General features: G+C 49.8%; 14 protein-coding genes. 4 read left to right on the forward strand and 10 right to left on the reverse strand.

Translation table 11 applies throughout. The features are described 5' to 3' along the window. The 3 genes from AC5E51_RS02455 to AC5E51_RS02465 all read right to left on the reverse strand — a co-directional run bounded on the left by AC5E51_RS02455 (window position 1) and on the right by AC5E51_RS02465 (window position 2,452). On the reverse strand, window positions 1–1,023 hold the full coding sequence (locus AC5E51_RS02455; RefSeq protein ID WP_491227641.1) for a phospholipase A: 1,023 nt from the start codon (window positions 1,021–1,023) through the stop codon (window positions 1–3). Between the two features lie 68 nt (window positions 1,024–1,091). Further along, the gene (locus AC5E51_RS02460) at window positions 1,092–1,538 is read right to left on the reverse strand and encodes a hypothetical protein (protein WP_301180221.1); all 447 of its coding nucleotides are present in this window, start codon (window positions 1,536–1,538) and stop codon (window positions 1,092–1,094) included. A gap of 140 nt (window positions 1,539–1,678) precedes the next feature. Then, a complete protein-coding gene (locus AC5E51_RS02465) occupies window positions 1,679–2,452 on the reverse strand; it encodes a ferredoxin--NADP reductase (protein WP_491223113.1) in 774 nt (257 codons plus the stop codon). A 147-nt stretch (window positions 2,453–2,599) separates the two neighbouring features. Between AC5E51_RS02465 and AC5E51_RS02470 the strand changes: the two genes are divergently transcribed. Next, entirely contained in the window at window positions 2,600–3,484 is an 885-nt protein-coding gene (locus AC5E51_RS02470; RefSeq protein WP_301387196.1) for a LysR family transcriptional regulator, read from the forward strand. Window positions 3,485–3,546: 62 nt separating this feature from the next. Further along, complete coding sequence (locus tag AC5E51_RS02475) at window positions 3,547–4,149, forward strand: response regulator transcription factor (RefSeq protein WP_491778050.1); 603 nt, start codon at window positions 3,547–3,549, stop codon at window positions 4,147–4,149. A gap of 30 nt (window positions 4,150–4,179) precedes the next feature. On the opposite strand, the gene AC5E51_RS02480 is transcribed toward AC5E51_RS02475, so the two are convergent. The 4 genes from AC5E51_RS02480 to AC5E51_RS02495 all read right to left on the reverse strand — a co-directional run bounded on the left by AC5E51_RS02480 (window position 4,180) and on the right by AC5E51_RS02495 (window position 10,002). Further along, window positions 4,180–5,943 carry a sensor histidine kinase gene (locus AC5E51_RS02480; protein ID WP_491778051.1) on the reverse strand — a complete coding sequence of 588 codons (1,764 nt, stop codon included), beginning with the start codon at window positions 5,941–5,943 and terminating at the stop codon, window positions 4,180–4,182. Window positions 5,944–6,253: 310 nt separating this feature from the next. Then, window positions 6,254–7,576: a hypothetical protein gene (locus AC5E51_RS02485; protein ID WP_491778052.1), complete on the reverse strand. Its 1,323-nt coding sequence runs from the start codon at window positions 7,574–7,576 to the stop codon at window positions 6,254–6,256. A gap of 148 nt (window positions 7,577–7,724) precedes the next feature. Then, window positions 7,725–8,489: a sulfite exporter TauE/SafE family protein gene (locus AC5E51_RS02490; RefSeq protein ID WP_301389024.1), complete on the reverse strand. Its 765-nt coding sequence runs from the start codon at window positions 8,487–8,489 to the stop codon at window positions 7,725–7,727. 31 nt (window positions 8,490–8,520) lie between these two features. Then, complete coding sequence (locus tag AC5E51_RS02495) at window positions 8,521–10,002, reverse strand: amidase (RefSeq protein ID WP_491778053.1); 1,482 nt, start codon at window positions 10,000–10,002, stop codon at window positions 8,521–8,523. Window positions 10,003–10,207: 205 nt separating this feature from the next. Here AC5E51_RS02495 and AC5E51_RS02500 point away from each other — a divergent pair, with 205 nt between their 5' ends. Continuing rightward, window positions 10,208–11,152, forward strand: a complete 945-nt coding sequence (locus AC5E51_RS02500) for a hypothetical protein (RefSeq protein ID WP_301392227.1) — start codon at window positions 10,208–10,210, stop codon at window positions 11,150–11,152. A gap of 69 nt (window positions 11,153–11,221) precedes the next feature. On the opposite strand, the gene AC5E51_RS02505 is transcribed toward AC5E51_RS02500, so the two are convergent. Together AC5E51_RS02505 and AC5E51_RS02510 are read right to left on the reverse strand one after the other, a co-directional pair. Further along, window positions 11,222–11,782, reverse strand: a complete 561-nt coding sequence (locus tag AC5E51_RS02505) for a CBS domain-containing protein (protein ID WP_301377573.1) — start codon at window positions 11,780–11,782, stop codon at window positions 11,222–11,224. 73 nt (window positions 11,783–11,855) lie between these two features. Next, window positions 11,856–12,170: a hypothetical protein gene (locus tag AC5E51_RS02510; protein ID WP_488046074.1), complete on the reverse strand. Its 315-nt coding sequence runs from the start codon at window positions 12,168–12,170 to the stop codon at window positions 11,856–11,858. Window positions 12,171–12,307: 137 nt separating this feature from the next. Between AC5E51_RS02510 and AC5E51_RS02515 the strand changes: the two genes are divergently transcribed. Continuing rightward, window positions 12,308–12,514, forward strand: coding sequence for a hypothetical protein (locus AC5E51_RS02515; RefSeq protein WP_491778054.1), 207 nt, complete (start codon window positions 12,308–12,310; stop codon window positions 12,512–12,514). 67 nt (window positions 12,515–12,581) lie between these two features. On the opposite strand, the gene AC5E51_RS02520 is transcribed toward AC5E51_RS02515, so the two are convergent. Further along, window positions 12,582–13,811: an argininosuccinate synthase gene (locus AC5E51_RS02520; RefSeq protein ID WP_273088144.1), complete on the reverse strand. Its 1,230-nt coding sequence runs from the start codon at window positions 13,809–13,811 to the stop codon at window positions 12,582–12,584. Between the last annotated feature and the right edge of the window lie 67 nt (window positions 13,812–13,878).

The raw sequence follows: 13,878 nt of genomic DNA on the forward strand, positions 1-13,878 counted from the left end.
TCAGAACCAGTCGGTCAGTTTGATCCCGATACCGAATCGCTCCTGATAACGATCGTAGTCGATCAGGCTTTCGCCATAACCATTGAAGTATTGAGCATAACCTTTGATTTTCTTGGTCAGCGGAAAGCTGTAACCAAGCTCTACAGCGCCGCGATTTTCAGAAAAGTCGAGGTTATTCCGCACCATGATGGAGAACTGATGCTTCTGCATCAGCTTCACATAGTTGAGTTCCCCGTACCCCAGATAATCGTCGATATCAGGATTGTCGTTGTCTTTGGGGTCTGCAGGGTCAGCCTCTTTACCTTCCGGAATACGCCACCAGACCTTTGGACTGATCACACCACTCCCTACGATAAATGCCGTTTCTGCGATAATCCGGTTCCAGCTTCGTGACAAGGTGCTGGTCTGTCCATTGGACTGATGATTCAGTGACAAACGTACATAATCTACGATTTTATCTTTCAGCATCCAGCTAACCATCAATTCAGGTTCGTGGTTAGTCTCCCGGAAAGGCCGGGAGATATCACTGTTATATACTTGCCAGAATGAACGGTTGGTATAACCCAATTCAATGCGACTGAAGTTTCCGAGTACATCTTCCGCAATAATGTATTTGAGGCTTAACTGTACAATAGCCTCCAGATGGTCATAGCCCTCTTCAAGCGGAACGTTTTCATCAGCGTACTGGTTAATAGCACGCTCAAGTTCGTCGTTGCTGGGCCTGGCCTGCCAGGTCAGTGGCAGAAAGTAGTTGGGGCGATGAGGCAAAAGAACATAGGGGTTTTCAGAAGCCAGCATCTCAGTGCGAACTTTATCGATCAAGGTGGGTAAGTTTTTAGCCTCGTCGGGGAATTCATCTTCCGAGACAACCTGAACTTCCATGGTCTCAGTTTTAATACCAGCAGGAATATCCTTACGGACGATTGGCTCCCTTTCCTGCTGTGCTGGAGCTGTTTCAGCAGAATGGACATTGATCGCGCAAACAGCAATGCACGCTACAAGAGCGCTTCTCAGAATCGTCATAACAGGAGCCTTCAGGTTGGTAATCTTCTAGCAGGCAAGACTACCACGAATCGCCTGGAGGCGCCTGATCAGGCCACATGAGCAGCTTCGAGGAATGGTGTCCGCACAGCCTGAAATTCATTTTTGCAGTGCGGACAGGTTCTGGTATCACGCGAGAGTATCTTGTTATGAAGGTGAAACAGCTGACTGTCCTTTTCCCAGCAGTAGGAGCAGTACGGCTGACCGAATGGCCGTCCATCGAGCGTTTTATAATAACCGTCACCGCGACGCTTCAGGTTGCCACGATAGACAATCGCCTCATGCATCCGAATCAATTCAGCATCTTTTTCTTCGATCACATCCTGAAGCAGAGACAATTCCATCTTTGCTTCCGACACCGAGGCTGTCAGATCAGCCAGTAATCGCTTGAGGTCACTTTTTTCCAGCAGGTAACCCGACTGGCGGATTGCCCTGGCTACGTCTTTTGCCCCTTCAAGGGTGTCCATCACAGCTTCTACAGTACCGTGCACTGGCATAGTCAATCTCCCGACAATTTCCGGTAGAAAAGCGTCGCTTTTCCGACACTTCTTACAATATAGAAGCTATGCAGCAGTTTTAATGCCAGTGTGGGTAAACCTCAGCTAAGAATTACTCATTACCAGAGACTACTTTTCACTTACTTCTCGACGAATGCACGCTCGATAACGTAATGACCAGCGTGCCCGCCGCGGGCTTCTGTAAAGCCCAGCTCGTCTAGCATGTCGGTCAGCTCATCGAGCATCGCCGGGCTGCCACACAGCATAAAGCGGTCATTCTCAGGATCGATGTCCTCAAGGCCTATATCCGCTGCCAGCTTGCCACTGCGGATCAGATCCGTCAGGCGTCCGGTATTGCGGTATTCTTCCCGGGTCACAGTCGGGTAGTAAATTAACTTCTCCTGCACGATGTCCCCGAAGTACTCGTTGTTAGGCAGTTCGTTTTCAATACGGTCCTGATAAGCCAGCTCAGATACGTAACGAACACCGTGAGTCAGAATGACCTTATCGTATTGCTCATACACATCGAGGTCTTTAATGATGCTCATAAACGGCGCCAGCCCCGTTCCCGTGCTCAACAGATAAAGGTTCTTACCCGGCAGAAGGTTATCTGTAATCAGGGTACCCACTGGCTTGGTTCCCACCAGGATCTCATCACCGACAGACAGTTTCTGCAGGTGCTTGGTCAGAGGGCCGTCCTGAACCTTAATTGAGAAAAACTCCATCTCTTCTTCGTAGTTCGCGCTGGCGATACTGTAAGCTCTGAGCAGTGGCTTATCTTCAACCTCAAGCCCGATCATAGTGAAATGACCATTCTTAAAACGCAGTCCCTGATTACGGGTGGTAGTGAAGCTGAACAGTGTGTCATTCCAATGATGTACGCTCGTAACTGTTTCACGAATCAGGTTGCTCATGTTGGCGACTCCGTTGTTTCTGAAAGATGCTGAGCTAATTGCTCAAAGAATGACCACAGGTTACGCCTACTACAAAATTCGATAAAACAACTTATTTTGATATAATTAATCGAATATACCGATCAAAGTATTCCCGGACGTATAACAATGAGATACACATTGCGGCAACTCGAAGTCTTCCTCGCGATCGCACAAGCTGGCAACCTGACCCGCGCAGCGACTGAACTGAACATGTCCCAAAGTGCGGCGAGCAGTGCTCTGAAAGATTTGGAAACCCAGTTCGACGTACTCTTGTTCGACCGGGTTGGCAAACGCCTGCAGTTGAGTGATCGCGGTAAGCAACTTCGCCCGGCAGCCGAACGCCTGATGGGGATGGCCGATGATCTGGAGCAGAGTCTTCTGAACAATGCAGATGCCGGCCCACTCAATATCGGGGCAACCTTATCCATCGGCAATTATCTCGCTGTGCAGATGGTCGCGGAGTACATGAGCCTCCATCCGGATGCTCCGATTACGCTGGACGTTGAGAATACTGAACACATCGCCGAGCGCGTTCTGAATTTTGAACTGGACGTCGGTATGATCGAGGGCGAATTTCAGCACCCTCATCTGGATATAAAACCCTGGCGTAGTGATGAGCTGACAGTATTCTGCAGCCCTGAACATGAGTTAGCCACTTCTGACACAGTCACCGATCAGCAACTGATGGCGGCGTCCTGGATTCTTCGTGAAAATGGTTCAGGTACGCGGCAGGCGTTTAATCGGGCAATGCGCGGCCTGCTTCCTGAGATGAATATTGCGCTGGAGTTACAGCACACGGAGGCAATTAAACGCGCGGTGCAGGAAAACCTCGGTGTTGGTTGCCTGTCTTTAATGACGCTGGAGGATGAACTTCAAAGCGGACGCCTGGTACGTATCCAGACACCTGAGCGTGACCTTCATCGCCGACTGTACCTGATATTACATAAACAGAAATATCAGAGTGCAGGTATACAGGCCTGGATGGATCTTTGCCAGAAATGGTCGTCATAAGACACTCTGACTTACCTGAGGTTGTGGTAATCTTCGTAAACGCACTCCAGCTGTAGAATCCGATGCTGTTTTATCTTGTCGATGATCATCAGATGTTTGCTGAAGCCTTGAAGAATATTATCGAGGGTTTTGGCCACAACTGTACCGTCCGCGTCTTCCCTGACGCCCGCCCTGCTCTCGAACAACTGAAGTCCGAAAAGCCTGACCTGATTATTCTCGACCTCGAAATGGAAGGTATGGGGGGCACAGACATGCTGAAAATACTTTCTCAGCATGGTCTTGAGATACCTGTACTGGTCTGCTCTGGTAATCTCACGCCACACAATATGGCAGAGATTAAAGCGGCCGGTGCTCGCGGCTTTTTACGAAAGTCCGAGAGCATAACTGAAGTAAAGGAAGCCATTATCGCCGTCGTCGAAGGGGGCTACTACCCGGCGGAGTTCCGTGATGCGCCAACCGGTAAGACAATTAACGAGAACCCGCTATCGCCACGGCAGCAAGCCATTCTTACGTTAATGAAGTCAGGCATGAGCAATAGCGAAATTGCTGACATGTTATTTCTGAGCCCGAACACGATCAAAACCCATGTCCGTCTTATGTACGACACACTCAATGTCAGCAGTCGTATCGAGTGCCTTAACAAAGCAAGGTCACTCGGGCTCTGAGCTCAGGAGACTCTTTACCTGGCGCTATCCTTAAGAAATATCTAACTGCGTAATAGCAGACATGATTTCTGTATTGCTTACGGGTTTGAACAGTATTGGATATCCGCTGCTTTTAAGTGCCTGAATTCTCTCGGGTGATGTATTACCAGTCATAATGATCGCGGGGATGGGTCTTCCCAGATGAGAATTAACCTCTTCAATCATATCACCGGACGCAAGATTACCCGGCAGCCTGTCATCTGAGAGAACCAGCTGAGGGATAAAACGGCCCGATCTGAGCACCTGCTTAAGTTGTTGCATGTTATTAGCAACTTCAACGTCATGTCCGGCGGCGACCAGAATCATAGACAGAGAATCAGTGATCTGAGGTTCATCATCGATCACCAGAATACGTAACTGTGACTGATCTTTGATCGTACTATCTTCCGTGGAATTCGCACTATCATCAGATGCACGGGGTAAATAGAACCGGAAAGACGTGCCCACCCCTACATCAGACTCGAATTCAAAAGGAATGGCGTGTAATTCGCACAGGCGCTTAACAATCGGCAGCCCGAGCCCCATACCGGCATTCCCGGTAACCGTCTCCGGGCCAGAATCCAGCTGCACAAACTCTTCGAATACAATGGCCTGTTTAGCCTTTGGAATTCCCTGCCCAGTATCTTTTACTGTCAGGCAGACAGTGCCCCCTGAAGCATGCGCCGACACGGTTACCTCTCCATGGTCCGTATACCTGACGGCATTACCAATCACATTATCGAGGATTTCAATCAGAATGCTTTTGTCTGCAGAAACAATGCATTGTTCGCCCTGAACACGCAATTGAATTCCCTTTTCTATCGCATGTACCGAGTGAACGGCGGATATTTCATTTAATACTTTCTGAACACGCACCGTCTGGCGATTTACTTCCAGTACGCCAGCATCCAGCTTGGAAATATCCAGCAGTCTGTCCAGCAGATGACTTGCAGAAGATAAGCTTCTTACCAGCTTTTCAGACGTTTCCTGACTGCGCATATCAGGATTGGACAGCATGGCTTCTGCGTATAAACGAGCAGCCTGCACTGGCTGACGAAGGTCGTGGCTGGCGACAGCAATAAAGCGTGTTTTCGCAGCTGTCCGCTCATCCGCTAACTCCTGGGCGTTACGATGCTCCAGGCGCAGAATAATGGACTCCATATGGGTTCGATGAATCACGATACTGAACAGCACCAACATCATCCAGGTGAGCGGCGCGATTATAAGTGGCAGTATTTCACCACCAAAGTCCACGGATAGAAGATGCCAACTGAAACTGAAAAAAACAGGGGTAAGAAATGTAATATAAATATCAGGGTAACATCCCATAGTGACTGATGGCATCGATGAGGCAACTACCACAAGTAGCAGCAAAGAAAGTATCTGAATCTGACTGGCATCAGGAAAGAATAAAAACGGGGTCAGCGCCCAGAATATTCCCCATATCACAGAGAGATAGAGGTTTACCCAATGCCAGGTACGGACGTAACTTAAAGAACGATTTTCATGGTCTGAGCGATAATGCCAACGTATCAGTACCCAGGAGTTGATAGCAACAAAAAGAATACCAGAGAACCAGGTGAGGAGCGCATTAGCTGTCGCCGATGAATAAAACATCAAGCCAACAATACAGGCCACAATGACCGACCCAACCATCCGGGAACCGACTTCCGCCATAAAAAGGTTGTGCCTTTCCCACTGCAGGTCTTCCGCCAACGGGTGTTCACTTATAGGAGGGAGAAACTCATTTTTAAGTTTCTTTAGAAGTCCTGCCAACGCGATTACTCCTTAACATCACTTTGCTTCTGACACCCGAAGAGGCCTACATGATTCTATTACCGGATTATACCCCTGATCATTGTTCAGACACTGGCACTGGGCGATCTGCCTTACCTTCAGCTTCCAAATGCTCTAACGAGTATACCTTTAAGCACGAATCAATAGTAAACGACTACTCTGGTGACTACTTCACCTAAACAGGTGAAATATGAAACTTAAGATTCATAGCTTGACCTCTATCAAAGGACAAAAAAGCCCCCTGAAAAGAGGGCTAAAAGAGTGTGGTAAGAATGAGTAATGTCAGTGATTATTTCACTTCGACTTCAGCACCAGCGCCTTCGAGTTCCGCCTTAATCTGCTCGGCTTCTTCTTTACTTGCTTTGTAAGAAGAGGCAGCAGGAGACACTGCTCTCACTGGAGACTCTTCCGGAGTTTCCTCGACTACGTCAGACTGCGGTACTGTTGGTGCCGTAAACTCAATGAGCTTGCCTTCGTCAGTAGAGTCGTGGCACCACACCGTTGTGCCGTTTACAGCCAGCTGATCAACGCATCGGGTGAAATCACCACCGCTCAGCAATACGTACTCACCTCCATTGAAGTCCGCACCGGCGAGACCGGCATCTGCTGAAACAGCAAGTAAGCTTTCGCCGCTGTATACCAGGTCCAGGATAACTACCCCATTTTCAGTATCAGATGTAAATGGATTACCATCATTATTCAGTTCAATGCCTTCCGATTCCAGCGCACTCAAAAGATAGGTGTTGTCCTCAACAGTCATGGCAACCAGGAAATCATCTTCAGGATCTTCTTCAACTGCCGTCACAATAATACCAGCGTCAGCATCCAACACAGTAAAGTCACTTTCAGTTACTTCATTGTTCTCATAATCGTAAATCAGGCTGGCTTTAAAAACTGCGACTTCACCAGTGCTATCCTTACCAGTAATAAAGAAATCAATCTCATAGGCTGGCGTTTCCTCGTCACTCAGGTCAGATGCCGATAGACCGCCGAGCGAATGGCAGTCAACCAGGAAGAAGTTACTCTTGGTCTCATCGTTAATATCCAGCGATGCGCTGATGTCTGTACCGGCCAGATAGATCTCCAGGCTTGCTGGAGTCTGAGTTTCTTCTTCAATGGCAACCGCTTGAGCGCTGGCTCCGCCGCCCTCGCCGCCATCAAGAGCTTCTCCACCTTCAATTACGCTGGCTTCTTCGTATCCGCAAGTCGCAATCAGAACAGTGTCGATTTCTTCGCCTTCGACAGTACCAGACACAGGCAACGCCAGAACATCACGGTAGTAGTCTTTTTCGAGTGCTACGCCCTCAACTGCTACAAATTCTTTTGTTGCTGCAGGCGCTACCATCAAGGTGTGGGAGATGCTGTCGTCAGAGCCGGTCGAACGCTTAAGCGCAACCATGTCACCGTTTGTCGCATTCTGAGGGTAAGTAAGGCCAACCAGCTCATCCGCACCTAAAGACCATGCTGTATCGGTATACACCGCAAGAGGATCAGGCGTAACGATGTCGTCACCGGTTTCATCATCACTGGAAGATGACGAACCGCCACCACAGCCAACCAGAGTCATAGAAGTCGCGGCAAGTACCGCCAGTGTTAATTTATTCAGTTCCATTCTGCTCTCCCGAACGTTAATTTTTGTCAACGAAAGAAGTAGACCAGAAGGGTATTCGGGCTTTCTTCACCCGTTTGGGTGAAAAGAGTTTGGGAAGGCTGCTGATAACGGCCATTCAGGCCTTATTTACCTTTTACTGACCGTCAGGTCAGCTTACTGAAAGCGACAACCACCACGCAACTAACAAGCGCACAGCCAGCAAACTAAGAAACCAGCGGTACAGCAGTCTGAAACGCGCTTCGGGCAGTTTGCCGAGCAGTTTAAGCCCTGACTTTGTCCCCAGATAACCTAAAACAATCATGCCCGCCATGACCGGAATCCAGGCAGAGAATGCGAAGCCGATAGCGCCGAATACGATGATTTTAAGCAGATGCTGAATGCTCATTGCGGTTGAGAAAAGCGCAGTGTAATGCCACTTATTGTGGGCATCTTTGCTCAGCCAGGCCGAGACAAGTGGGCCGGAGGCACCGACGAGAAAGCTCGCCAATGTCGTAATAAAGCCCCCGATCGCTAAACCCACACGGGTTCGGCCAAGGCCAATTTTTGGCATCGGTAGCCAGGTAATCCAGAGAACAAACAAAGCGATAAACAGAGGAATCAATTGGGCATCGAGGCGCCCGACCAGCCAGACACCACCGGCGACAGCGATAATGGCGCCCGCGACAAACCAGAACAGACGTGGGCGATCAAGGTACTGGCGGGAAAGGAACGCGCGCGACGCATTTGATCCCAGTTGCACCACACCGTGCACTGGCACCAGAGCTATGGGCGGCACGATGCTTGCCATCACGGTAATCAGAAAGGCGCCCCCACCCACTCCCAAAGCCGCCGTTATAAAGGAGCCAAGGAATGACGCAGCAAAAAGTATCAGGGCCTCTGTCAGGGTCAGGCCGTCAGGTATCAGTTCGAGCATGTACCCTCACAGAGTTCACTTGAGACAGAAGTCAGTACCCTTCTGGTTTAACAAAACCGCGGAATGATTTCTCTAACAGAGACGCAAATTTAATCGTCGTTTTATCATGATATTTGCGGCCAAGGATCTGCACGTTCACCGGCAGGCCGTTCTTTGTTGAGCCCACAGGTGCGCTGGTTGCGGGTAACCCCATTAATGTTGCCGGAGCAATCCACATAAAGATATCCGTGTAAGGGCCAGGCATACCGTTTACGTGGAGTTTGCGCTTGTGCATTGCAGGCCTTGGTTGATGCTTGAACGCAGGCACATGAACCACAGGAGTCAGTATCACATCGTACTGATCAAATAACTTATCGGCTTTCTGCGCAATTCGCAGACGCGTCTCGTGCTGTTGCAGCCAGTCAGCATGAACCTGTGTCATCCCTTTCAGCAGTTTATCGATATGAGCACTGAGTTTAAGCTTCGCACCGAACTTGCCGGCGAGCTTACCAATCACCGCCGTCACCCGGCGTTGAGCAGGCTTCAGGGTTCCACTGAGCACCGAACCGAGCAGGTTCATATAGGTCGGGACAAAGGTCTCCAGCGACATCCCTTCTGGCGCTCCTGTGGTAACGTCTACACCTTGAGACTTCAGGTGTGCAGCCAACGCTGTGTAGGCCGCCTGCAACTCATCATCAATCGGGCTCAATGAATCCTGAGTCCATAACAGCACCTTATAGCCACTCAGGTCTTTCTCAGGCGCCTCGGGCAGTGTCAGTGACCATGAATTACCCATTAATGGACCAGGTGCTGCCAGAATATCGAGCATGACATCCAGGTCATCAGCATGACGCGTCATCGGCCCTGGGGTCGACAGGTCTGGTTCAAGAAGCATCCCTGGTGGGCCAGGAATATGACCGCGGCTGGCGATGATGCCATGTGTTGGCTTGTGACCGTAGGTTCCACAGAAATGCGATGGTGTGCGGATAGAGCCCGCAAGATCAGACCCCAGTTCAATCGGGGTAAGTCCTGCAGCAAGCGCAGCCGCTGCACCGCCGGATGAGCCGCCCGGTGTGCGACTGGTGTCATGGGGGTTGTTTGTGGTGCCGTAGACCTTGTTGAAGCTCTGCAGATCACCTGCAAACAAAGGCACATTGGTTTTACCGAAAGGAATGGCACCGGCGTCGACAAGGCGCTGTACGGTAAACGCATTTTCCGCTGGTATATGTTTGGCTAGAGAGCGGGAACCCGCAGTACAAGGCATACCGACAACTTCGAAGGTATCTTTGATCGTCATTGGGATACCATGCAAAGGGCCCCATGACTCGCCTTTTGCTCTCGCTTCATCGGCAGCATCGGCACGAGATAATGCATCATCAAAGTTCGTTGCCACGACGGCGTTCAGTGCTGGGTTCAGCTTTTCAATGCGATCACGGAAGTATTCTACCAACCCTCGGCTGGTAACCTCTCCAGCAGCCAGCGCTGCCTGAAGTTCTGCGATGCCGCAGAAAGCCCACTCTTTAGACACAGTCATCCCCTATATTATTGTTAGCGGTATTATTTTTAGCGACTTCTATTACTAGCAACTTCTGGTTTTGAATCAGGAAAGCGTCTCAGGTTACCGGACACAATCATGACTGCCAATGTGCAAATGTGCCGTGCATCAGTGAGGATTGACCTGGTTTGTGAACCGGCATACCCTCAGTTGAAAGGATGCAGAAGTCTGGTGAGTGGGGTCTATGAGACGGAAGTTGTCGCAACACCTAGTCAAATGCACGGTTACCGTGCTGATATGGATGTTTTGTTTTGTCGTTCATGCTGAAGAATCAGCCCCCGAGAATCTGAATTGGGTAAAAAACGACGCGCCCCCTTTCTACATCATCAGATCAGATGGCCAGCAAGGCTTTGGTGATCAATTGCAAACTCAGATTGAAGGTGCTTTGGATCATTACCGACATGACACTCTTCATGTGCCGCTGAGTCGGTTGTCATCGAGCTGGAAGCCTTACGATCCACTATGCTTCGCGACCATGATCCATGAGGCACCACTGAGCGATGACTACCTGCTCTCAGTGCCCAATGCCATGTACCTCCCCCACGGTATCATCACCACCAACGCATTCGCTGAGAGCTTAACCGTTCATGAAGATGGCAGCGTATCGCTGGAATCGATAATCAGCGAGCAGAAGACCAGTATGGGGCACATCAGCGGCCGTACTTACGGAGAAAAGCTCGACAGGATGCTGCGGCGCTACCGACACAATATTGAAATTAATGCTCGCGCGGGATCTACAGAAACCCGTGGAATTCTCACTATGCTGAATGAGGGCCGCTTTGATTTCATCATCGATTACGAGTTTGTTCTTAATCACCATGTAGACTCGGCTGAACAAGCAGGGCAGCTCCGCTTCTTACCTATCAGTGAAACCCGCGGCAATTTTATTCTGGGCGCGGTAGGTTGCACGAATTCTGAACAGGGTAAAAAAGCCATTCAGGCCATAAATAAAGCCCTGCCAGATATCGTCAATAGCCGCTCATACCGCCGAGCCGTCGCGGCCTGGTTGGTTCCGGTTGGCGACGAAGCCTATTACTGGAATAAATTCGACGATGTTCTGAGAGAATACCTGGGCTTTCCGACCCAACCTAAAAAGACGGCTCGCCTGCCCTTCGCTACATCAGAATAAATACCTACCAACGAAGAAACTGCCGGCGCTAGAGCACACGGCAGTTTGCTTTGCCCGGATAGAATCCGGTCAGGATACGGCAGAGAAGACCTTACTGAAGCTCGACTGTTCCTGAATATTCACCGGCAACCTCAGCTTACGAGAAATATCGCTGGCCGAAAAAACACCCCGAATCTGATGTGTATCCTCATCAATCACCAGGCAGTGTTGCTGATAATTGTCCTGCAGAAAGTCAATCACGTCACCGATCGTTGATGAACTGACCTCATGAATATTCAGCGCCAGCAGATCCTGTTTTCTGGTCATCAGATCACTGACCTGCACTTCATCACGGGGAACGCCTGAAGCCGCAGCTTCAGCAATAATATTTTGCTCCGACAGATCGACTGCTGAGACCACACCCACAAAATGCCCGGTGGCATCAACCACAATCTTCAACCTGACGTGTGTCCGGATCATCAGGCTACGAGCTTCAGGTGCAGAAACATGTCCCTCAATAACCATAGGCTCAATCTCCCGGAAATCAGTAAAGAAATCCATCGCCGGGCTAAGCAGAGTTTTCTCTTTAAAATCTGCAGGCTGAACCAACTCATCAATTTTCTGGACAGGATATAGGGTCAATTTTTTCATAATACGATCTCCTGGCACCGCAACTTATCGTGCCGTACTGATTCTTGAATATTTGATTGAATAGTCTGAAGAATCAGAGCGAAGGAGGAGCCCGTATGAAGGAATACTGGCCAAGAGAATGAACTGCCGTAGAGACAACATAAGGAACGTCCTGTGAAGGCAGGATAACACCCGATAGCTTGCGGCTTGAAAGTGAGGACTTTTCGTCGTCATCTGCGCCGTTATCACATGCGCTCAGCAGCGCTTCAGCGAGGTTTTCTACAACCAGGGCAGCAGAGCCGGCATCCGCTATGCCGGAGTTCTTAGCACCATCTATGGAAGGTAGAGCGGAAACGGGAAGAGAGATATTCAGAAGTAGCAGCAACGCTGGTACTAGCGAAAAGTGCATACAACCTCCTAAATACTCAAAAGACTGATTTCAATATATGCCTGAGATCTGGTTTGTACCAGTAAGTTTCCGTCAACGAATAGAAAGGAATCTGCCCATGACGGCATCAACCACTCCCAGCGAATTCCCTGTATGTCTTGCCATACAGCCACCCACAGCCGGATCTGAAGATACCCGATGGGGTCCAGCAGCACATCGACGATGGGAGACTGGTCGTTTTTGAGCAGGCAAACAGCGAACCTCTGCTCAACGATATCTATATTTCATCGTTAAAGTCAGATCAACGTCCGTACCGGGTTGAACTGGTGACTTCATGGTTTATGAATATGGTCGCGGATCACTGATTGACAGACACAAAAAAGGCGCTCAATGAGCGCCTCTCTTTTCCGGACGTTTCTTACTGCAAAAAGCTTACAGCAGGTCGCGACCTTTCTTAGCAGCCGTGCGCAGGCGCAAAGCGTTCAGCTTAATAAAGCCTTCCGCGTCTTTCTGATCGTACGCACCTGCATCGTCTTCGAAGGTAGCGATTGCTTCGTCAAACAGTGAGTCGTCAGACTTACGGCCAACCACAATCACATTGCCTTTGTACAGCTTCAGGCGAACTTCACCATTTACAACGGACTGAGTCTCATCGATGGCAGCCTGCAGCATCTTACGCTCTGGCGACCACCAGTAACCGTTGTAGATTAACTCAGCGTACTTAGGCATCAGAGAATCTTTCAGGTGAGCCGCTTCACGGTCCAGAGTGATAGATTCGATCGCACGGTGTGCTTTCAGCAAAACAGTACCTGCCGGAGTCTCGTAACAACCACGAGCTTTCATACCGACATAGCGGTTTTCAACGATGTCGACACGGCCAATACCGTTAGCGCCTGCCAGCTTGTTCAGCTCTTCCATGATGGTCGCAGGAGACTTGTCGACACCATCGATAGCCACCGGGTCACCGTTCTTGAAAGTGATGTTCAGGTAAGTTGCTTCGTCTGGCGCATTCTCAGGGGATACAGACCACAGCCACATGTCTTCTTCTGGCTCTGCCCATGGATCTTCGATCAGATCACCTTCGTAAGAAATGTGTAGCAGGTTGGCATCCATAGAGTATGGAGACTTCTTACCTTTCTTCTTCTCTACGTGGATGTTGTGCTCATCACAGTAAGCCATCAGCTTTTCACGGGAGTTCAGATCCCACTCACGCCATGGCGCGATCACTTTAACGCCTGGCTTCAGTGCGTAAGCACCCAGCTCGAAACGTACCTGGTCATTACCTTTACCGGTCGCACCGTGAGCAATCGCGTCAGCACCTGTTTCGTTCGCGATCTCGATCAGACGCTTAGAAATCAGAGGACGTGCAATAGAAGTACCCAGCAGGTATTCACCTTCATAGATGGTGTTAGCGCGGAACATCGGGAAAACGAAGTCGCGGGCAAACTCTTCACGCAGGTCGTCGATGTAGATTTCTTTGATGCCCAGAGCTTCGGCTTTCGCACGAGCTGGTTCTACTTCTTCACCCTGACCCAGGTCAGCGGTAAAAGTAACGACTTCACAGTTGTATTCCGTTTGCAGCCACTTAGCGATTACGGAGGTATCGAGACCACCGGAATACGCCAGTACGACTTTCTTGATGTCTGACATGCGCTTCTCCAGAGATAAACGACGCTTCTACCTGTCTGCCCGTACTTTGGTACAGGGTGGTGACAGCGCCGGGGCAAAA

Source organism: Thalassolituus sp., from assembly GCF_984348125.1.

Bases quoted from the DNA above. Each gene is read 5' to 3' on its own strand.
- AC5E51_RS02455 (WP_491227641.1), bottom strand. From the start codon at position 1,023: ATGACGATTCTGAGAAGCGCTCTTGTAGCGTGCATTGCTGTTTGCGCG.
- AC5E51_RS02460 (WP_301180221.1), bottom strand. From the start codon at position 1,538: ATGCCAGTGCACGGTACTGTAGAAGCTGTGATGGACACCCTTGAAGGG.
- AC5E51_RS02465 (WP_491223113.1), bottom strand. From the start codon at position 2,452: ATGAGCAACCTGATTCGTGAAACAGTTACGAGCGTACATCATTGGAAT.
- AC5E51_RS02470 (WP_301387196.1), top strand. From the start codon at position 2,600: ATGAGATACACATTGCGGCAACTCGAAGTCTTCCTCGCGATCGCACAA.
- AC5E51_RS02475 (WP_491778050.1), top strand. From the start codon at position 3,547: ATGCTGTTTTATCTTGTCGATGATCATCAGATGTTTGCTGAAGCCTTG.
- AC5E51_RS02485 (WP_491778052.1), bottom strand. From the start codon at position 7,576: ATGGAACTGAATAAATTAACACTGGCGGTACTTGCCGCGACTTCTATG.
- AC5E51_RS02490 (WP_301389024.1), bottom strand. From the start codon at position 8,489: ATGCTCGAACTGATACCTGACGGCCTGACCCTGACAGAGGCCCTGATA.
- AC5E51_RS02495 (WP_491778053.1), bottom strand. From the start codon at position 10,002: ATGACTGTGTCTAAAGAGTGGGCTTTCTGCGGCATCGCAGAACTTCAG.
- AC5E51_RS02500 (WP_301392227.1), top strand. From the start codon at position 10,208: ATGAGACGGAAGTTGTCGCAACACCTAGTCAAATGCACGGTTACCGTG.
- AC5E51_RS02505 (WP_301377573.1), bottom strand. From the start codon at position 11,782: ATGAAAAAATTGACCCTATATCCTGTCCAGAAAATTGATGAGTTGGTT.
- AC5E51_RS02510 (WP_488046074.1), bottom strand. From the start codon at position 12,170: ATGCACTTTTCGCTAGTACCAGCGTTGCTGCTACTTCTGAATATCTCT.